Origin of the sequence: Streptomyces sp. NBC_00597 (genome assembly GCF_041431095.1) — a bacterium.
Classification (GTDB): Bacteria; Actinomycetota; Actinomycetes; order Streptomycetales; family Streptomycetaceae; genus Streptomyces.
On the sequence record NZ_CP107757.1, the window covers coordinates 3,313,504 to 3,331,435 of the forward strand.

General features: G+C 73.3%; 15 protein-coding genes. 11 read left to right on the forward strand and 4 right to left on the reverse strand.

Going from position 1 to position 17,932, the window contains the following annotated elements; translation table 11 throughout:
* Positions 1-60: 60 nt before the first annotated feature.
* The 3 genes from OG974_RS14700 (at position 61) to OG974_RS14710 (ending at position 2,002) form a co-directional block, all read left to right on the forward strand.
* Entirely contained in the window at positions 61-714 is a 654-nt protein-coding gene (locus OG974_RS14700; protein WP_327283146.1) for a DUF3105 domain-containing protein, read from the forward strand.
* The gene (locus OG974_RS14705) at positions 711-1,460 is read left to right on the forward strand and encodes a DUF305 domain-containing protein (protein WP_328762575.1); all 750 of its coding nucleotides are present in this window, start codon (positions 711-713) and stop codon (positions 1,458-1,460) included. The genes OG974_RS14700 and OG974_RS14705 overlap by 4 nt, the downstream gene beginning before the upstream one ends.
* A gap of 122 nt (positions 1,461-1,582) precedes the next feature.
* On the forward strand, positions 1,583-2,002 hold the full coding sequence (locus OG974_RS14710) for a CBS domain-containing protein (protein ID WP_327283148.1): 420 nt from the start codon (positions 1,583-1,585) through the stop codon (positions 2,000-2,002).
* A 52-nt stretch (positions 2,003-2,054) separates the two neighbouring features.
* Here the strand turns inward: OG974_RS14710 and OG974_RS14715 are convergent, their stop codons facing one another.
* Positions 2,055-2,933, reverse strand: a complete 879-nt coding sequence (locus tag OG974_RS14715) for an alpha/beta hydrolase (protein ID WP_327283149.1) — start codon at positions 2,931-2,933, stop codon at positions 2,055-2,057.
* Positions 2,930-3,640, reverse strand: a complete 711-nt coding sequence (locus OG974_RS14720; RefSeq protein WP_327283150.1) for a DUF998 domain-containing protein — start codon at positions 3,638-3,640, stop codon at positions 2,930-2,932. The genes OG974_RS14715 and OG974_RS14720 overlap by 4 nt, the downstream gene beginning before the upstream one ends.
* A 71-nt stretch (positions 3,641-3,711) precedes the next feature.
* Between OG974_RS14720 and OG974_RS14725 the strand changes: the two genes are divergently transcribed.
* The 4 genes from OG974_RS14725 (at position 3,712) to OG974_RS14740 (ending at position 9,350) form a co-directional block, all read left to right on the forward strand.
* On the forward strand, positions 3,712-4,395 hold the full coding sequence (locus tag OG974_RS14725; RefSeq protein WP_371643378.1) for a hypothetical protein: 684 nt from the start codon (positions 3,712-3,714) through the stop codon (positions 4,393-4,395).
* A 108-nt stretch (positions 4,396-4,503) separates the two neighbouring features.
* The gene (locus OG974_RS14730; protein ID WP_371643380.1) at positions 4,504-6,132 is read left to right on the forward strand and encodes a multicopper oxidase family protein; all 1,629 of its coding nucleotides are present in this window, start codon (positions 4,504-4,506) and stop codon (positions 6,130-6,132) included.
* Between the two features lie 126 nt (positions 6,133-6,258).
* Positions 6,259-7,509 (forward strand): hypothetical protein, encoded by a 1,251-nt coding sequence (locus OG974_RS14735; protein ID WP_371643382.1) that lies wholly within the window; start codon positions 6,259-6,261, stop codon positions 7,507-7,509.
* Positions 7,510-7,595: 86 nt separating this feature from the next.
* Positions 7,596-9,350, forward strand: coding sequence for an NAD+ synthase (locus OG974_RS14740; protein ID WP_327283154.1), 1,755 nt, complete (start codon positions 7,596-7,598; stop codon positions 9,348-9,350).
* 143 nt (positions 9,351-9,493) lie between these two features.
* On the opposite strand, the gene OG974_RS14745 is transcribed toward OG974_RS14740, so the two are convergent.
* On the reverse strand, positions 9,494-10,522 hold the full coding sequence (locus OG974_RS14745) for an endonuclease/exonuclease/phosphatase family protein (RefSeq protein WP_327283155.1): 1,029 nt from the start codon (positions 10,520-10,522) through the stop codon (positions 9,494-9,496).
* A gap of 338 nt (positions 10,523-10,860) precedes the next feature.
* Between OG974_RS14745 and panB the strand changes: the two genes are divergently transcribed.
* The 3 genes from panB (at position 10,861) to OG974_RS14760 (ending at position 13,696) form a co-directional block, all read left to right on the forward strand.
* Positions 10,861-11,721 (forward strand): 3-methyl-2-oxobutanoate hydroxymethyltransferase, encoded by an 861-nt coding sequence (gene panB / locus OG974_RS14750; RefSeq protein ID WP_371643384.1) that lies wholly within the window; start codon positions 10,861-10,863, stop codon positions 11,719-11,721.
* A 101-nt stretch (positions 11,722-11,822) separates the two neighbouring features.
* Positions 11,823-12,857, forward strand: coding sequence for an ATP-binding cassette domain-containing protein (locus OG974_RS14755; protein WP_327283157.1), 1,035 nt, complete (start codon positions 11,823-11,825; stop codon positions 12,855-12,857).
* Entirely contained in the window at positions 12,854-13,696 is an 843-nt protein-coding gene (locus tag OG974_RS14760; protein ID WP_327283158.1) for an ABC transporter permease, read from the forward strand. The genes OG974_RS14755 and OG974_RS14760 overlap by 4 nt, the downstream gene beginning before the upstream one ends.
* 60 nt (positions 13,697-13,756) lie before the next feature.
* On the opposite strand, the gene OG974_RS14765 is transcribed toward OG974_RS14760, so the two are convergent.
* Positions 13,757-17,053 carry a BTAD domain-containing putative transcriptional regulator gene (locus tag OG974_RS14765; RefSeq protein ID WP_327283159.1) on the reverse strand — a complete coding sequence of 1,099 codons (3,297 nt, stop codon included), beginning with the start codon at positions 17,051-17,053 and terminating at the stop codon, positions 13,757-13,759.
* 73 nt (positions 17,054-17,126) lie between these two features.
* Between OG974_RS14765 and OG974_RS14770 the strand changes: the two genes are divergently transcribed.
* The gene (locus tag OG974_RS14770) at positions 17,127-17,927 is read left to right on the forward strand and encodes a site-2 protease family protein (RefSeq protein ID WP_327283160.1); all 801 of its coding nucleotides are present in this window, start codon (positions 17,127-17,129) and stop codon (positions 17,925-17,927) included.
* The last annotated feature ends 5 nt before the right edge of the window (positions 17,928-17,932 follow it).

Below are 17,932 nucleotides of genomic sequence, written 5' to 3' on the forward strand. Positions count from 1 at the left end.
GCGTACCGCGCTCCACCGGATCCATCCCTCCACCCCCCTCAGCAGAAGGATTCAGGGCACATGGCCAGCTGGACCCCGAACGACAGCAACTCCCCGCAGGCCCGCATAGCCGAGATGCGCCGCGCCGAGCGCGCCCGTGACCGGCGCAACGCGGCCATCGCGGTCACGGCCTCGGTGGCCGTCGCCGCCGGGCTCATCGGTTTCGGCGCGTGGGTGATGATCGACAAGAAGGAGAAGCGGGAGGCCACGGCGGCGGCCCGCAAGGCCCCGGTGACCGGCGAGCAGAGCTGGGACGCGAAGACGCTGGGCCGCAACCACGTCGAGACCCCGGTGAAGTACCCGGTGAACCCGCCGGTCGGCGGTGACCACAGCCCCCGCTGGATGAACTGCAACGGCGACGTCTACAAGAACGCCGTCCCCGAGGTGAACGCCGTCCACTCGCTGGAGCACGGCGCGGTCTGGGTGACGTACAACGAGAAGGCCTCCAAGGGTGACCTCGACGCGCTCGCCGGGACGGTGTCCAAGACCCCGTACACCCTGATGAGCCCGGACAAGGAGCAGGCCGGCACGATCGTGCTGAGCGCCTGGGGCAAGCAGCTGACGGTGGACAAGGCCGACGACCCGCGGGTCGCGCAGTTCTTCACCAAGTACGTGCAGGGCCCGCAGACCCCCGAGCCGGGCGCGGCCTGCACCAACGGGCTGGCCGAGAAGTGACCCGTACGGCCCGTACCACCCGTACGTACTGGGCGGCGGGGACGGCCGTCCTGCTCGCGCTGCTGTTCGCGGCGGCGGCCACGGTCACCGCCGCGAGCAGCAGCGACGGCTCCGGCTCCGGTACGTCGGCCCGCGCGCCGGGCCTCTACTCGCCGGACGCGGGCTTCGCCCGGGACATGGCCGTGCACCACCAGCAGGCGGTGGAGATGTCGTTCATCGTGCGGGACCGCACGAAGGACGAGGCCGTGCGCGGGCTGGCCTACGACATCGCCAACACGCAGGCCAACCAGCGGGGCATGTTGCTGGGCTGGCTGGACCTGTGGGGGCTGCCGAAGGTGGTGGCCGGCGAGCCGCCGATGTCGTGGATGGGCTCCGCGGACGAGCACGGCGGCGGGCACGACATGAGCGGCCACGACATGAGCGGGCAGAACACGGCCGGCCAGGACACGAGCGGCCACGACATGGGCGGCGCCGTCACCAAGTCCGGCGCGCTGATGCCCGGCATGGCCACCAAGGAGGAGCTCTCGCAGCTCGGCGCCGCCGAGGGCCGCGACGCGGAGGTGCTCTACCTCCAGCTGATGACCGACCACCACAAGGGTGGTGTCGCGATGGCCCGGGGCTGTGCGGCGCAGTGCGAGACCCCCGTCGAGCGGGCGCTGGCCCAGGGGATGGTCGAGGCGCAGCAGTCGGAGCTCACCCTCATGGCGGACATGCTGAAACAGCGCGGGGCTGCACCGCGCGGGTGACGGGCCACGCCCGTACGGTGGTGGGAGGCGCCCTCATCAGGCCCTCCCCCCACCGGCTTCCCGAGGGTGCCGTGGCGGGCGCGTCCGCGCCCGGCCGCACCGGCATCCCCAGGAGGCAGGCAATGACCACCGCGGCAGACATCATGCACCCCGGGGCCCAGTGGATCCCGGCCACCGCGACCTTGGACGAGGCCGCCCGGCTGATGAGCCGGCTCAATGTGGGCGCCCTTCCCATCAGCGATGCCGCCGAGCGGCTGTGCGGCATCATCACGGACCGCGACATCGTCGTGACCTGTGTGGCCCAGGGGCTGAACCCGGCCGAGATGACCTGCGGTGACATGGCTCAGGGCACCCCCCGCTGGATCGACGCGGGCGCCGACGTCACCGATGTGCTGGACGAGATGGAGAGCCACCGCATCAAGCGGCTTCCGGTCATCAAGGACAAGAAGCTGGTCGGCATGATCAGCGAGGCCGACCTGGCCCAGCACCTCGACGAGCACCAGATGGCGGGCTTCGTCGAGAAGGTCTACGCGAGGCGCTGACCACCCCACCCGCCCGGCGCAGCCCGGCCACCGGCCCACCCCGTCGGTACGACTACCGCACCACCGCGTCCAGGACCGCCCGGGCCACCCGGCCCGGGCGGTCCAGCATGACCAGGTGCCCCGCCGGTTCGGCGACCTCGAAGCGGGCGCCGAGCCGGTCGGCCAGCCCCGCCTGCCGGGCGAGCCAGCGCAGCGCCCCCCGCCCGGCCGAGCCGTCGTACCCGGCGAGGACGGTGACGGGCACGGCCAGCGGGCGCCCGGCCCGCAGGGCCAGGACCTCGGCGGCGGTGTCGGGGTAGCGGGAGTTCTCCAGCAGGGCGCCGCGCCAGACCCGGCCGGTGCGGTAGCAGCGGCGTACGAGGTCCCGCGCGGCTGGGGGTCCCCCCGCCGAAGGCAGGGGGAGGTCGCCGCTGCTGGTGCGGGAGGCCCGTACGACGGCGCGGCGCGCGAGCGGGCCCAGCGCGGCGGGCAGCCCGGCGGCGGTCAGGGCCCGGCCCAGCAGCCGGGCGGCGCCGGTGCGCACCCCGACGGGCAAGGCCGTGCGGGGGTCCTCCTCGACGCTGCTGTCGACCAGGACCAGCGCGGCGGTGCGCTCGGGGTACAGGCGCGCAAAGGCCTCGGCGTGGAACCCGGCGATCGAGTGCCCGACCACGGTGACGGGGCCGGCCAGGCCGAGCGCGTCGAGGAGCCCTGCGATCCGGCGGGCTTCGCCGGCGGCGGTCGGCGGGGCGGTGGCGGGTGCGCTCAGGCCGTGCCCGGGCCGGTCGAAGCGGACGACGGTACGGCCCTGCGCGACGAGCAGCGCGGCGACGGGGTCCCAGTCGAACCAGGCCATGGCGAGGCCGGCACTCAGCACCACGGGCGGCCCGCTCCCCTCCACGACGACGTGCAGCGCAGCTCCCTCCACCAGGACGAAACGGCCGGTCGTCACGTGCGGTGCTCCTTGTGGACGCAGTACGCGAGCAGGCCCAGCCACAGGGCCACGAACAGCACCTGGAGCCGCTGCCCGGCGCCGAGCGCCCAGGTCCCGCGCCCGGCGGTGAACAGCGAGATGGCGGACAGGGTCCAGACGGTGGCCAGCAGTTCCAGTGCGACCAGGGCGGGTCCGTAGCGGGCGAGCGGGGCGTGCCGGCCGTAGCGGCGGGCGGCGACGGTGAGGGCGACGATCCCGACGAGGGCTCCGGTCATGGCGAGGCTGCTGCTGACGGCGTGGGCCTGATGGGTGGCCGGGACCAGGCCGGCGGTCTCCCGCGCGGCGCAGACGGGGTCCACGGTGGGTGTGCAGCTGAGCGGGAGCCAGGCGTCGGCGGCGGTGGCCGCGCCGAAGAGGGTGACGCCGGCCCAGCCGGCGATCGACCAGGGGCGCCGGGACGCTGCGCGGCGCAGCAGCCCGACCAGGGCGAGCAGGCCGCCCGCGAAGGCGAGCAGGCCGGCCGTGAAGTCGGTGGCCCGGAACAGTCCGCCGAGCGGCTGGTCCTGGGCGGCGAGCTCACTGACGTACGTCTCGATGGGGTTCAGGCCGGTCGACAGTACGACTTCGAGCACCCACGCCGTGTACGCGGCGGCGCCCAGGCCGATGAGGAGGGCGACCGGCCCTGCGCTCTTCACGAGAAACCCCTCTTCGGGCTTTGTGGACATCCTGCGCATCATCCTCAACACGGCGGACCCGGTCCTACGATCAGATACCCACCCGGGGTAGGGTTCCGCCCATGACGCGCCCCGCCCTGCGCACCGACCGGCGAGCCGTCCGGTGGCCCCGGCGGCTGCTGTTCGCTGCGCTGCTCCTGGGCATCGTCACCATGCACACCCTGGGCCATCCGAGTCGTTCCCACGCCATGGAGGACGCGACGGCGGTCGCCGCCGTTGCCCCGGCCGGGCGTGCCGCCGACCACACCGCGGGTCGGGCTCCGGCCCTCACTCCGGACCACAACCTGGCCCTCACGCCGGACCACACCGCGGGCCCCGCGCCGGACCACACCGAGGGCCGACCGCCGGCCCTCACGCCGGACCACACCGCGCGCCTCACGCCGGACCACACCCCGGGCCGGGCTCCGGCCCTCACGCCGGACCACACCGCGCGCCTCACGCCGGACCACACCCCGGGCCGGGCTCCGGAGCGCGCCGCGGGCCCCGCGCCGGGCGTCCACACCGCAGACCCCGGTGCCCCCGGCCCCGCCGCCGAGGCCCCGCCGGTCGGGTCCGGCATGGACCCCATGTCGGTGTGCCTGGCCGTGCTCGGCGGACTCACCCTGCTGATCCTGGGCGCCGGACCGGCCGGCCTCCGCGACGCCGCGCCGCTCGGGGGCGCGGCCCGCGCGCCGGGCCGGTCCGGCGGACCGGACCCGCCCTCGCCCCGCGAACTCCTCACCCGGCTGGCGGTGCTGCGCGTATAGGGACGGGCCCGCTGCCGCCCCCGCATGCCCGCGCCCCGTGCGCAGGGCCCGAGCGGCGGCAGCAGACGGCGCCCATCCGCTCGCTCGACCACACCACGAGGTGCTCCCATGCGCTCTCTTCCCACCCGCCGCGCCGTTCTCGGCGCCACCGCCGCCCTCGCCGGTTCGGGGCTGCTCGCCGCCTGCTCCGACGGCTCCGGCACGACCGGCACGGGCCACGGCTCCACGGGCCACGGCTCCATGAACCACGACGGCTCCTCCCCCGCCGCCACGCCGGGCGGCTACGTCGACCCCGCCGGGCCCGAGGTGCAGGCCGCCGAGGCCGCCCGCAAGGCCACCGGGCCCGTCTCCGAGGTCAAGCTGACCGCCACCGCCACCCCGCTCGACCTCGGCGGCGGGTTCACCGTCCGCTCGTGGGCGTACGGGGACGAGCTGCCCGGCCGGGAGGTCCGGGTCACCGCGGGCGGCACCCTCGCCGTGACCCTGGCCAACAACCTCCCCGAGGCCACCTCCCTGCACTGGCACGGCATCGCCCTGCGCAACGACATGGACGGGGTGCCGGGCCTGACCCAGCGGGACGTCGCGCCGGGCGCGTCGTTCACGTACCGGTTCGCCGTCGCGCACCCGGGGACGTACTGGTTCCACCCGCACTCGGGACTCCAGCTGGACCGGGGCCTGTACGCGCCGCTCATCGTCGAGGACCCGAAGGAGCCCCTCTCCTACGACAAGGAGTGGGTGGTGGTCCTGGACGACTGGATCGACGGGGTGGACGGGTCCACCCCGGAGGCCGTCCTCGCCGAACTCCGCAAGGGCATGGACACGGGATCGGCCCCGACATCGGGCGGGCACGCCGGCCACCACGGCGCCGTCGCCTCCCCGCCCCCGGCCGGGGGCGCGCCCGCGCGGATGCTCATGGGCGGGGAGAGCGACGTCCTCGGCAAGGACCCCGGCGACATCACCTACCCGCACTACCTGGTCAACGGCCGGACGCCACAGGACCCGTCGGTCTTCACCGCCAAGCCGGGCGACCGGATCCGACTGCGGATCGTCAACGCGGGCGGGGACACCGCCTTCCGGATCGCCCTCGGCGGCCACGAACTGACGGTCACCCACACCGACGGCTACCCGGTGGAGCACGCGAAGACCGGCTCCCTGCTGCTGGGCATGGGCGAGCGGTACGACGTCCTGGTCACCGCGCAGGACGGGGTGTTCCCGCTCACCGCGCTCGCCGAGGGCAAGGGGGCCTCGGCCTCGGCCCTCGCCGTGCTGCGCACCGGGCCGGGGCAGGCTCCCACCGCCGGGACCCGGCCCGCCGAGCTGGCCGGGACGCCGCTGACGGCGGTCGGGCTGCGGGCCGCGCAGCCCGTCGCACTGGCGCCCCGTACGCCGGACCGCACGATCGGGATCAAGCTGACCGGGGGGATGGAGAAGTACGACTGGGCCTTCGACGGCAAGCCGTACACCCCGGACCAGCGGCACCCGGTGAAGGCGGGCGAACGGGTCCGGTTGGAGTTCAACAACTCGACAACGATGTTCCACCCGGTGCACCTGCACGGGCACACGTTCGCCCTCGCCGGTGGAGCGGGCGGCGCCCGAAAGGACACCGCACTGGTCCTGCCGGGCGAGAAGCTGACGGTGGACTTCGATGCCGACAACCCCGGTCTGTGGATGGCCCATTGCCACAACGTGTACCACGCGGAGGCCGGGATGATGACGGTGCTCGGCTACCAGCGGTAGCTCCCGAAGGGCGTTCGGCTCCCGGCCCGAGGGCCGGGAGCCGAATCCCCCTTGGAGCCGTCCGGGGCGCATGGCAGGCTTGGTGATCACCGAGCACACCATCCCCCGTGAGGACTTCCGCCAGGTATGAGCACGCCCCCGAACCCGCCCAGCAATCCGTCCGGTCCGCCGACGGAATCCGCGGGCACGCCCATACCGGAGCCGGCGACCGAGCCGGCACAGCCGCTGTCGCTCCGGAAGACCCCGGAGCCGGAGCCGGCCCCGGAGCCCGCACCCGCGCCGGAGCCGGCCCCGGAAGCAGGAGCCCAGCCCGAACCGGGATCCGAACCGGACCCGCAGCCCGCCGCGGCCCCCACGTCGGCTGCGCCCCCCGAGCCGACCCCGGCCCCGGCCCCGGCCCCGGCCCCCGAGCCTGCCCCCGCTCCCGCCGCCGCGCCGCAGCCCGCGCCCGTCCCGGCGCCCGCGCCCGTCGACGCCTTCGCACCGCCCGCACCCGGGGCCTTCGCGCCGCCGACCGCGCCCGTGCCCCAGGCCCCCGCGTTCGGCGGGCCCGTGCCGCCCGCCAACGTCTGGGGCGCCCACGCCGCTCCCGGCGCTGTCCCCGGCAACCCGTGGGGCGCGCCCGCCCCACCCACCAACGGCCTGGCCGTCGCCGCCCTCGTCCTCGGCATCGCCGCGGTGGTCATCGGCCTCGTCCCGTTCCTCTTCTGGGCGGGCACCCTCCTCGCCGTGATCGGCATCGGCATCGGCATCGGCGCCCTCGTCCGCGCCTCGCGTGCCGGTCGCAAGACGATGGCGATCGTGGGCACGATCCTCGCCGTGCTCGGCCTGGGCACCTCGGTCGGCGGTTTCCTCTTCACCGGGCTCATCCTCGACAAGGCGGCCGCACGCCGGCTGGACGAGGACCGGGACCCCCCGGCCGACCTGCGCCCCGGCACGCGGCCGTTCGCGAGGCCGTCGCCGACGCCGACGCCCTCGCAGGTGCCCGGCATGACGACGCCGCTGCCGTTCGGCGAGACGTACACGTACCCGAACGGCATCAAGGTGACCCTCTCGACGCCGAAGAAGTACGTCACGAAGAACAAGTACTCCACCGTGGGCAACGCGGTGGAGATGACGCTGACCATCACCAACGGCTCTTCCGCCGCGCACAACGTCATCTACGCGATGCCCAACGTCCGCGACGAGAAGGGCATGACCGCCAAGCTCGTCTTCGACGGCGACGTCCCGAAGATGATCAGGGGCGACATCCTGCCGGGCGAGTCCGCCAGCGGGGTCGTGGCCTTCGAGGTACCCGAGGGCACCGAGCACATCAGCGCCGACATCTCGCCCGGAGTCATGCTGCCCAACGCGAAGTTCAGCGGCGCGATCGGCTGACCGGAGCGCCGCCCGGGCACGACCGGAGCACGCCGGAAGCACGGGACCCAGGACATCGCGTCAGAAAGACGATTAGACTGGGTCCCGTGCCTCAACTTCGCCTCGCTCTGAATCAGATCGACTCGCAGGTCGGCAACATCGCCGCCAACGCCGACTCGGTCGTCCACTGGACCCGGCACTCCGCCGAGCAGGGCGCCCACCTGGTGGCGTTCCCGGAGATGGTGCTGACCGGGTACCCCGTCGAGGACCTCGCCCTGCGCGGCTCGTTCGTCGAGGCCTCCCGCACCGCGCTGCGCGCACTCGCGGAGCGGCTGGCGGCCGAGGGCTTCGGGGAACTGCCGGTCATCGTCGGCTACCTCGACCGTACGGAGAAGGCCGCCCCGCGGCTCGGTCGTCCCGCCGGCTCCCCGGAGAACGCGGCGGCCGTGCTGTACGGCGGGAAGGTCGTCCTCCGGTTCGCCAAGCACCACCTGCCCAACTACGGCGTGTTCGACGAGTTCCGGTACTTCGTGCCGGGCGACACCCAGCCGGTGATCCGGGTGCGCGGCGTCGACGTGGCCCTGGCGATCTGCGAGGACCTCTGGCAGGAGGGCGGCCGCGTGCCGGCCACCCGCTCCGCCGGCGCCGGCCTGCTGATCTCCGTCAACGCCTCCCCGTACGAGCGCAACAAGGACGACCTGCGCCTCGAACTGGTCCGCAAGCGCGCCCAGGAGGCCGGCTGCACCCTCGCCTACCTGGCGATGATCGGCGGCCAGGACGAGCTGGTCTTCGACGGCGACTCCATCGTCGTGGACGCCTCCGGCGAGGTCGTCGCGCGCGCGCCGCAGTTCTCCGAGGGCTGCGTCCTCGTCGACCTCGAACTGCCCGCGGCGTCCAGCGACGCTCCCGAAGGCGTCGTGGACGACGGGCTGCGGATCGACCGCGTGATCCTCTCCGAGGAGCCGGTGGAGCCGTACGAGCCCGTGGCCACCGGCGGATACGCCGACCGCCTGGACGACGACGAGGAGGTGTACGACGCGCTGGTCGTCGGCCTGCGCGCGTACGTCAAGAAGAACGGATTCCGTTCCGTCCTGATCGGGCTGTCCGGAGGCATCGACTCCGCCCTCGTCGCCGCGATCGCCTGCGACGCGATCGGCGCCCAGAACGTGTACGGCATCTCGATGCCCTCCAAGTACTCCTCGGACCACTCCAAGGGCGACGCGGCCGACCTCGCCGAGCGGACCGGCCTGAACTTCCGGACCGTGCCGATCGAGCCGATGTTCGACGCGTACATGGGCGCGTTGGGCCTGACCGGCCTGGCGGAGGAGAACCTCCAGTCCCGGCTGCGCGGCACGATGCTGATGGCGGTGTCCAACCAGGAGGGCCACATCGTCCTGGCCCCGGGCAACAAGTCGGAGCTGGCCGTCGGCTACTCCACCCTGTACGGCGACTCGGTGGGCGCGTACGGTCCGATCAAGGACGTCTACAAGACGGACGTCTTCCGGCTCGCGCGCTACCGCAACCGGGCCGCGACCGAGCGCGGCGAGGCCCCGCCGATCCCGGAGAACTCGATCGTCAAGCCGCCGAGCGCCGAGCTGCGCCCGGACCAGGTGGACACGGACTCGCTGCCGGACTACCCGGTGCTCGACGCGATCCTGGAGCTGTACGTGGACCGCGACCAGGGCCTGGACGCGATCGTCGCGGCCGGCTTCGACGCGGAGCTCGTCGCGAAGACCCTGCGGATGGTCGACACGGCGGAGTACAAGCGCCGCCAGTACCCGCCGGGCACGAAGATCTCCGCGAAGGGCTTCGGCAAGGACCGCCGGCTGCCCATCACGAACGGCTGGCGCGAGCAGGCCTAGCCGCTACGCCCGGCAGGAACGGGGAGGGGGGCCGGGCCGCTTCGGCGGCGAGGCCCCCCTCGAACCGTTCGGGTGCACCCGGCGGTGCCGGAACCGGCCGCCCCTGAGCCGGCGGCACGGCCCCGGCCCGGCCCCGGCGGAGCCTATTTGCGCACGGTCACCCGCGCGGCGACCGGCAGGTGGTCGCTGCCCGTGCGCGGGAGGGTCCAGGAGGCGTCGGGCGTGATCCCGCGGACCATGATCTGGTCGATGCGGGCCATCGGGAACTGGGCCGGCCAGCTGAAGCCGAAGCCGTTGCCCGCCGCGCCCTGCGTGGAGCGCATCTGCGAGGTGACCTCGGACAGGGAGCGGTCGTTCATGGTGCCGTTGAGGTCGCCGAGCAGGATGACCTTCTTCAGCGGTTCGGCGGCGAGCGCGGCGCCCAGGGCCCCGGCGCTGTTGTCGCGCTGGTTGGCGGTGAAGCCCGCGTTCAGTTTGACCCGTACGGAGGGCAGGTGGGCGGCGAAGACGGCGATCGGGCCGTGCGGGCTGTCCACGGTGGTGCGCATGGCGCGGGTCCAGCCCATCTTGATGTCGACGGGCAGGCTGGAGCTCAGCGGGTACTTGCTCCACACGCCGACCGTGCCCTCGACGGCGTGGTACTTGTACGTGCCGGCGAGGGCCTGCTCGTAGACGGGGACCACGCTGCCCTTGAGCTCGGTCAGGGCCAGGACGTCGGCCCCGGACTTCGCGACCTGGGCGGCGGTGCCGCGCGGGTCGGTGTTGTCGGCGTCGACGTTGTGGGTGGCGACCATCAGGTTGCCGCCGGAGCCGGACTTGTCGAGGACGAGGCCGCCGAAAAGGTTCACCCAGACGACGGCCGTCAGCAGTATCGCGATCAGCGCGGTGGCCGACTTGCGGACGACGGCGGCGGCGAGCAGGAGCGGCACGGCCAGGCCCAGCCAGGGCAGGAAGGTCTCGGTGAGGCTGCCGAGGTTGCCGACGTCGTTCGACAGCTCGGCGTGGAAGATCATGACCAGTGAGATCAGGGCGGCCAGGGCCGCGGTCACGATCCCGCGCCGCCAGATGCCCCGGTCGTGGCGCAGCCCGGCCAGTCGGCGCCGGAGGCGGGATCCGGAGGGCTCGGGCTCCGAGCCGCCGTTCCCCGTCTCCGTCATGTACGCCTGTGCCATGCCACTGCCCTCGCTGCCGTGCTTGCGCTCCGTCCCCGCACCTTGACCCTAGGCGATCGACGAAGCCTTCCGTGCCGTGTTCCGGCCGTACGTCCGCAAGGACGAACAGCCGTGTGGCCGAGGTTCCGCTTGTCACGAAACGCGCACATTCGCTCTCGCGCGCGCCGAACGCCCCAGGAGGGGACCATGAGGGGGCCATGAGGGCGCCTCGTGTGGGCCGGGAGTGTGACGCACCGGTCTTCGCGCCACTTTCCCCACGGGCCGGGCAGGTGCCACCATGGTGGATGAGTCCGGGGACGCCGTGAGGGCGCCTCGAGATGACACAAGGAGCAGTTGCAATGACGCATGCCGTTTCGCCTGCCCGCGAAGCCACCTCCCCCACCCTGTACGGAGGCACGGGCACCCGGCGGATCACCGTCCGCGACCTCACCCTCGCCAAGGAGCGCGGCGAGAAGTGGCCCATGCTCACCGCCTACGACGCGATGACCGCGTCCGTCTTCGACGAGGCCGGCATCCCGGTCATCCTCGTCGGCGATTCCATGGGCAACTGTCACCTCGGCTACGAGACCACCGTCCCCGTGACGATGGAGGAGATGACCCTGCTGTCGGCGGCCGTCGTACGGGGCACCAGCCGGGCCCTCGTCGTCGGCGACCTGCCGTTCGGCTCGTACCAGGAAGGCGCCGTGCAGGCGCTGCGCAGTGCCACCCGCCTCGTGAAGGAGGCCGGTGTCGGGGCCGTGAAGCTGGAGGGCGGCGAGCGCTCGCTGCACCAGACCGAGCTGATCGTGCAGTCCGGCATCCCCGTCATGTCCCACCTGGGCCTGACCCCGCAGTCCGTGAACGCCATGGGCTACCGGGTGCAGGGCCGCGGCGACGAGGCCGCGCACCAGCTGCTGCGCGATGCCAAGGCGGCGCAGGACGCGGGCGCCTTCGCGGTGGTGCTGGAGCTGGTCCCGGCCGAGCTGGCCGCCGAGGTCACCCGGTCCCTGCACATCCCGACGGTCGGCATCGGTGCCGGCGCGGAGTGCGACGCGCAGGTGCTGGTGTGGACCGACATGATGGGTCTGACCGGCGGGAAGATGCCGAAGTTCGTGAAGCAGTACGCGAACCTCCGCGCGACCATGGGCGACGCGGCGAAGGCGTTCGCCGAGGACGTGGTCGGCGGAACGTTCCCGCAGGCCGAGCACAGCTTCCACTGACCCGGTCGGATCCCGGCCCGACAGCCCGCCGACGTGTCGTCGGCGGGCTGTCGGCTGCCTGTCGGTCGCCTGTCGGTGCGTTGTCGGTCGCGGATGGTCCCATGATGGACATGACGCGAAACGACAAGAATCCCCTGAACGGCTCGCACGCCGTCGAGGTGCGGGGACTGGTCAAGCACTACGGCGAGACCAAAGCCCTGGACGGTGTCGACCTGGACGTGCGCGAGGGCACGGTCCTCGGGGTCCTCGGTCCCAACGGCGCCGGCAAGACGACCCTCGTACGCTGCCTCTCCACCCTGATCGTCCCGGACTCCGGCACCGCGATCGTCGCGGGCTACGACGTGGTCCGCCAGCCGCGGCAGCTCCGGCGCACCATAGGCCTGACCGGCCAGTACGCCTCGGTCGACGAGAAGCTCTCCGGCTGGGAGAACCTCTACATGATCGGCCGGCTGCTCGACCTGTCCCGCAAGGAGGCCCGGGCCCGCGCCGACGAGCTGCTGGAGCGGTTCTCGCTCACCGAGGCCGCCAAGAAGGCCGCGATGAACTACTCCGGCGGCATGCGCCGCCGGCTCGACCTGGCCGCCTCGATGATCGGCCGCCCGGCCGTGCTGTACCTGGACGAGCCGACCACCGGCCTCGACCCCCGCACCCGCAACGAGGTGTGGGACGAGGTGCAGCGGATGGTTGCCGAGGGGGCCACCGTCCTGCTCACCACCCAGTACATGGAGGAGGCCGAGCAGCTCGCGAACGAGCTGACGGTCATCGACCGGGGCAAGGTCATCGCCAACGGCAAGGTCGACGAGCTGAAGGCCCGCGTCGGCGGCCGGACCCTGAAGATCCGCCCCGCCGCCGCTTCCGACCTGCCGGGCATGGCCCGTGCGCTGGCGGAGGCAGGGCTCGACGGCATCGCCGGTTCGCAGGCCGTCCCGGACGAGGGCGTGCTGCTGGTCCCGATCCTGAGCGACGAGCAGCTGACCGCCGTGGTCGGCCTGCTGGCCGCCCGCGGATACGGGATCGCCGATCTCGGCACGTACCTGCCCAGCCTGGACGAGGTGTTCCTGGCCATCACCGGCCATCGGCCCACCTCGATCGAGGAGTCCGTTCCCACCGAGAAGACCGAGGAGGTCGCGGCATGAGCACCGTCACCACCACCAAGCCCGTGGCCGCCCCGGCGGCCGCGGCGTCCGCCCCGTCCGAGGACGGCCGGATCGGCCTGCGCGCCAACCTGCGCCACATCGGCGCCCTGGTGCGGCGCAACGCCCTCCAGATCAAGCAGGACCCGGAGTCGATGTTCGACGCCGTGTTCATGCCGATCATCTTCACGCTGCTGTTCGTGTTCGTCTTCGGTGGCGCGATGTCCGGCAAGGGCAACCAGGAGCAGTACGTCAACTACCTGGTCCCGGGCCTGATGGCGATGATGGGCATGAACATCGCCATGGGCGTCGGCACCGGCGTCAACGACGACTTCAAGAAGGGCGTGATGGACCGGTTCCGGTCCATGCCGATCGCCCGGTCCTCCGTGCTGATCGCCAAGATCGTGGTCGAACTCGGCCGGATGATGGTCGCCAACGCCATCCTGCTCGCCGTGGGCTTCATGCTCGGCCTGTCCGTCCATTCGGTGCCGGCGCTGCTCCTGGCCATCGGGCTGTCGGCCGTCTTCGGCGCCTCCCTGATGTGGATCTTCATCCTGCTGGGTCTGACGATGAAGACCGCGCAGGCCGTCCAGGGCATGGCGATGCTGGTCCTGATGCCGTTGCAGTTCGGCAGCTCGATCTTCGCCAAGCCGACGACCATGCCGGGCTGGCTGCAGTCCTTCACGGACTACAACCCGCTGTCGAACCTGGCCGACGCGGCACGCGGCCTGATGAACGGCACCCCACTGGGCCACTCGGTGTGGATCACTCTGGCCTGGTCGGTCGCCATCACCGCGGTCCTCATGCCGCTCGCCGTCCGCAAGTTCCGCCAGAAGACCTGATCCGGGACGGTCGGTCCGTTCCGGATCGCGTCCCGGACGGGCCCCGCACGGGGGGCCGGGTCAGATGAGGGCGGTGGCCTCCTCCAGGGTGAGGCCGCCGCCTTCGGCGTACGCCGCCTCGTAGGCAGCGTCGCCGAGCGCGGCGCGCGTCAGCTCCTCGGCGCGGGCCGCGTCCTCGCGTTCCGTGCTGACCGCGAAGTGCAGGGGCGGCAGCAGCGCCCGGTACGCGCCGAGCAGCCGCGCGGCGTCGTAGGCGTCCTGCGGGCCGCCGAGGCAGATGCGGGAGAGGGCCGCCGTCATCAGGTACACGGCGGGAAGTTGTGGGGTGACCATCACGGCGAGCGGGTCCCGGACGCTCTCCATGGCCTGCCGCAGCAGGGCGAGGGCTTCCGTGTACTTGCCCTCCCGGTTCTCCAGCCAGGCCATCGTGCCGAGCAGGAACCCGTCGAAGACCCCGTGCACGCCGAACGCGAACTCCTCGCGCAGCAGCCGGAGGTGGCGGTGGGCCTCGGCGATGCGCCCGGTGCGGCCGTTGATGATCGCGAGGAACATCCGGGCGGCCGGCAGGGCCTCGTTGCCGTAGGACCGCGTGGTGTCCACGGCCTCGGTGAGGATCTCCTCGGCCTCGGCGAGGGCACCGCTCTCGATCAGGCCCCCGGCCATCCTCACGCGCAGAACGGAGACCTGGGACGGGGCGCCGAGCCGCTCGGCGTGTTCGATCGCGGACCGGTAGTCGTTGGCGGCCGACGCGAACTCGCCGCGCTTCTCCAGTGATTCGGCGCGGGCGGAAAGGGCCTCCGCGCAGCCCCAGTCGTCGCCGAGCGCCTCGAAGAGGGCGAGGCTCTCGTCGGCGTCGCGGGCCGCGTCGCCGGACCAGTCGGCCCGGTTGGCCAAGACGTTGGCCCGTACCTGGAGGGCGGCGGCCAGCTCCCAGCGGAAGTCCAGCTCGCGGGCGGTGTCGACGGTGACGTCGAGGACCTGCTGGAGCAGCGCGGGATCCCCGGCGATCATCACGGCGAAGATCCACAGACCTGCCGGGTACCGGCAGGTCTGCGGGAGGCCGGGCCGGTAGGCGGCGAGGACCCCCTCTGCCCGTTCCAGGACGTCGGGCGCGTTCCAGCTCCCGCTGTGCTGGTCGCGGGCTGCCAGCTGGATCAGCCGGATGCCGCGCCAGGCCTCGTTGAGCTGGTCCCCGCTGTACGGCGGGGGCGAGTCCACGAGCCGCTCGTACACCGGCTCCGCGGGGACGACGGGCGCGAGGAAGGGGTCGGGGCCGAGCGCGGCGGCGGCGTTGGACCAGTGCCGGGACTCGGCGCGCAGGTCGTGCATCTGCCAGTACCAGACGAGGGAGTGGACCAGGCAGAGCACCTCGCCGGTGTCGCGGGCCGCGACGGCGCGGCGCAGCGCGGTACGGAGGTTCTCGTACTCGGTGGCGAACCTGGTGGTGGCCTCGCGCTGGCCGCGGCCGTGCAGCAGCGGCTCGGTGGTGCGGGCGAGTTCGCGGTAGTACGTGAGGTGGCGGCGCTCGGCGTCGGCGCGGTCCCCGCCGGCTTCGGCCAGCCGCTCGGCGGCGTACTCGGCGACGGTCTCCAGCATCCGGTAGCGCATGCCGGTGCCGTCGGGGCCCGGGGCGGCCACGACGAGGGACTTGTCGACGAGGGAGCCGAGCAGGTCGAGGGTGTGGGGGTCGGCGCACACGGCTTCGGCGGCGGCGACGTCGCAGCCGCCGGCGAAGACGGACAGCCGGCGCAGCACGGCCCGTTCCGGTGCGTCGAGCAGGTCCCAGGACCAGTCGACGACGGCGCGCAGCGTCTGCTGGCGGGGCAGTACGGTCCGGGCGCCGCTGGTCAGGAGCCGGAAGCGGTCGTCGAGCCGGTCGGCGATCTGGCGCGGGGTGAGGAGGCGCAGCCGGGCCGCGGCGAGCTCGATGGCGAGCGGCAGCCCGTCGAGGCGGCGGCAGATCTCGGCGGCGGCCTCGGGGTCGTCGTCGGTGCGGAACCCGGGCCGGGCGGCGGCCCCGCGCTCGCCGAGCAGGCGCAGTGCGACGGGGTCGGGCAGCGGCTCCACCGGTCGTAGGAACTCGCCGGGCACGCCGAGGGGTTCGCGGCTGGTGGCCAGGATCCGCACGCCGGGGCAGCGGGCGAGGAGTTCCTCGGCGAGTTCCGCGGCGGCGCCGATGACGTGCTCGCAGTTGTCGAGGATCATCAGCATCCGGCGGCGGGCGCAGTGTTCCGCGAGCCGGCCGAGGGGCTCGTCCCCGGCCCGGTCGGTCAGCGCCCGCAGCTCCTCGGTGGCGGTGCGCAGCTTGGTCTCGCGCGCACCGAGCGCGGTGAGCGCGGCCTCGGCGACGTCCTCGGGGTCGTCCACCGGAGCCAGCTCCACGAGCCACACGCCGTCGGGCCACGCCCGGGCGGCGTGCTCGGCGGCCTCCTGGGACAGCCGGGTCTTCCCGGCCCCGCCGGGCCCGAGGAGGGTGACGAGCCGGGCCCGCCCGAGGTCCTCGCCGATGACCTTGATGTCGTCCTCGCGGCCGACGAAGCTGGTCAGCCGCACCCGCAGGTTCCCCTGGCCATGCCCGGCGGCGACGGGCTCCGGCACCGGCTGCGCAGGGTGGGCGACGGCGGGGGGCCGGGGGGTGTCGGCCGGCGGCGGGGCCAGGAGGGCCGTGTGGAGGGCCCGCAGTTCGGGGCCCGGGTCGGTGCCCAGGCGGGCGGCGAGGTGCCGGCGGACGGTGTCGTAGGCGGCCAGTGCCTCCGCCGCCCGGCCCGTGTCCCGCAGCGCCCGGATCCGCAGGACCTGGAGCGGCTCGTCCAGCGGGCGCTCCCCGCACAGGACGGTCAGTTCCGGGAGGGCCCGCTCGGCTTGGCCCAGGGCCAGGGCCGCCGCGAGCCGGCCCCGGCGCGCGTCCATGCGCACGGCCTCCCAGCGGACGGACTCGGCCGCCGATTCGGGCAGGTCCGCCAGTGCCGGGCCGCGCCACAGCGCCAGGGCCTCGTCATAGCGGGCGGCCGCCTCGGCGGGGTCCTGCGCGGCGGCTCCGGCCCGGACGAGCCGCTCGAAGCGGTACAGGTCGACGTCCTCGCTCGCGGCGACGAGGAGGTAGCCGCCCTCCACCGAGCGCACCGCCCCGTGTCCCAGCGCCTTCCGCAGCCGGCCCACCAGGGCTTGGAGCGCGGCCGGGGCGTCCGCCGGCCGGTCACCGTCCCACACCTCCGCCACGAGGAGGTGCGCCTGCACCGCCCGTCCGGGGCGCAGCGCGAGCGCGGTCAGCAGCGCGCGCAGGCGTGTTCCGCCGACGGCGACGGGTGTCCCGTCGTCGCTGCTGGCCTGGGCAGTACCGAGAATCGCGTAACGCACGGGCCCATTGTCGCTGGCCCCACCCCCTGGCCCGTACTCCTTTTGGCCCCCTGCCCGGGGTAGGTTTCGCCGCATGGGTCATCAGGGCAGCCGCGGCGAGCGGCAGATCAGTTCCGTATTCCTCGGGATCGTCGCGGTCATGGCGGTCACCGGGTGGGCCGTGTGGACGGGGTATTCGACGAGCACCGGGCTCGCCGTGTTCCTGTTCGTGACCTCGGCCTGGATCGTCTCCCTGTGCCTGCACGAGTACGCGCACGCCCGCACGGCCCTGCACAGCGGGGACCTCACGGTCGGGGCCAAGGGCTACCTCACGCTGAACCCCTTGAAGTACACGCACGCGCTGCTCAGCATCATCCTGCCGGTGATCTTCGTGATCATGGGCGGGCTGGGCCTGCCCGGCGGCGCCGTCTACATCGAGCACGACCGGATCCAGGGCCGCTGGAAGCACAGCATCATCTCGGCGGCGGGCCCGCTGACCAACGTGGCGTTCGCGGTCGTCTGCACGGCGCCGTTCTGGCTGAACGCCCTGGACGGCGTCCCGATGGCGTTCCGCTTCGCGCTCGCCTTCCTCGCGCTGCTCCAGGTCTCGGCGGCGATCCTGAACTTCCTGCCGGTCCCGGGCCTGGACGGCTACGGGATCATCGAACCCTGGCTGTCGTACCGGATCCGCCGCGAGGTGGCGCCACTGGCGCCGTTCGGGCTGATCGCGGTGTTCGCGCTGCTGTGGATCCCGGAGGTCAACGGGTACTTCTTCGACGTGGTGCGCAATCTGCTGTCCACGCTGGGCGTGTCCGACCTGGAGACCTTCTGCGGCCGCGACCTCTACCGCTTCTGGCAGGACACGAACGGCTTCTGCGCCGCACCCCAGCCGTGAGCGGC

Excerpts from the sequence above, each read along its gene's own strand:
- OG974_RS14700 (WP_327283146.1), top strand. The coding sequence starts at position 61 with ATGGCCAGCTGGACCCCGAACGACAGCAACTCCCCGCAGGCCCGCATA.
- OG974_RS14710 (WP_327283148.1), top strand. The coding sequence starts at position 1,583 with ATGACCACCGCGGCAGACATCATGCACCCCGGGGCCCAGTGGATCCCG.
- OG974_RS14720 (WP_327283150.1), bottom strand. The coding sequence starts at position 3,640 with ATGTCCACAAAGCCCGAAGAGGGGTTTCTCGTGAAGAGCGCAGGGCCG.
- OG974_RS14725 (WP_371643378.1), top strand. The coding sequence starts at position 3,712 with ATGACGCGCCCCGCCCTGCGCACCGACCGGCGAGCCGTCCGGTGGCCC.
- OG974_RS14730 (WP_371643380.1), top strand. The coding sequence starts at position 4,504 with ATGCGCTCTCTTCCCACCCGCCGCGCCGTTCTCGGCGCCACCGCCGCC.
- OG974_RS14735 (WP_371643382.1), top strand. The coding sequence starts at position 6,259 with ATGAGCACGCCCCCGAACCCGCCCAGCAATCCGTCCGGTCCGCCGACG.
- OG974_RS14745 (WP_327283155.1), bottom strand. The coding sequence starts at position 10,522 with ATGGCACAGGCGTACATGACGGAGACGGGGAACGGCGGCTCGGAGCCC.
- panB (WP_371643384.1), top strand. The coding sequence starts at position 10,861 with ATGACGCATGCCGTTTCGCCTGCCCGCGAAGCCACCTCCCCCACCCTG.
- OG974_RS14755 (WP_327283157.1), top strand. The coding sequence starts at position 11,823 with ATGATGGACATGACGCGAAACGACAAGAATCCCCTGAACGGCTCGCAC.
- OG974_RS14760 (WP_327283158.1), top strand. The coding sequence starts at position 12,854 with ATGAGCACCGTCACCACCACCAAGCCCGTGGCCGCCCCGGCGGCCGCG.
- OG974_RS14770 (WP_327283160.1), top strand. The coding sequence starts at position 17,127 with ATGGGTCATCAGGGCAGCCGCGGCGAGCGGCAGATCAGTTCCGTATTC.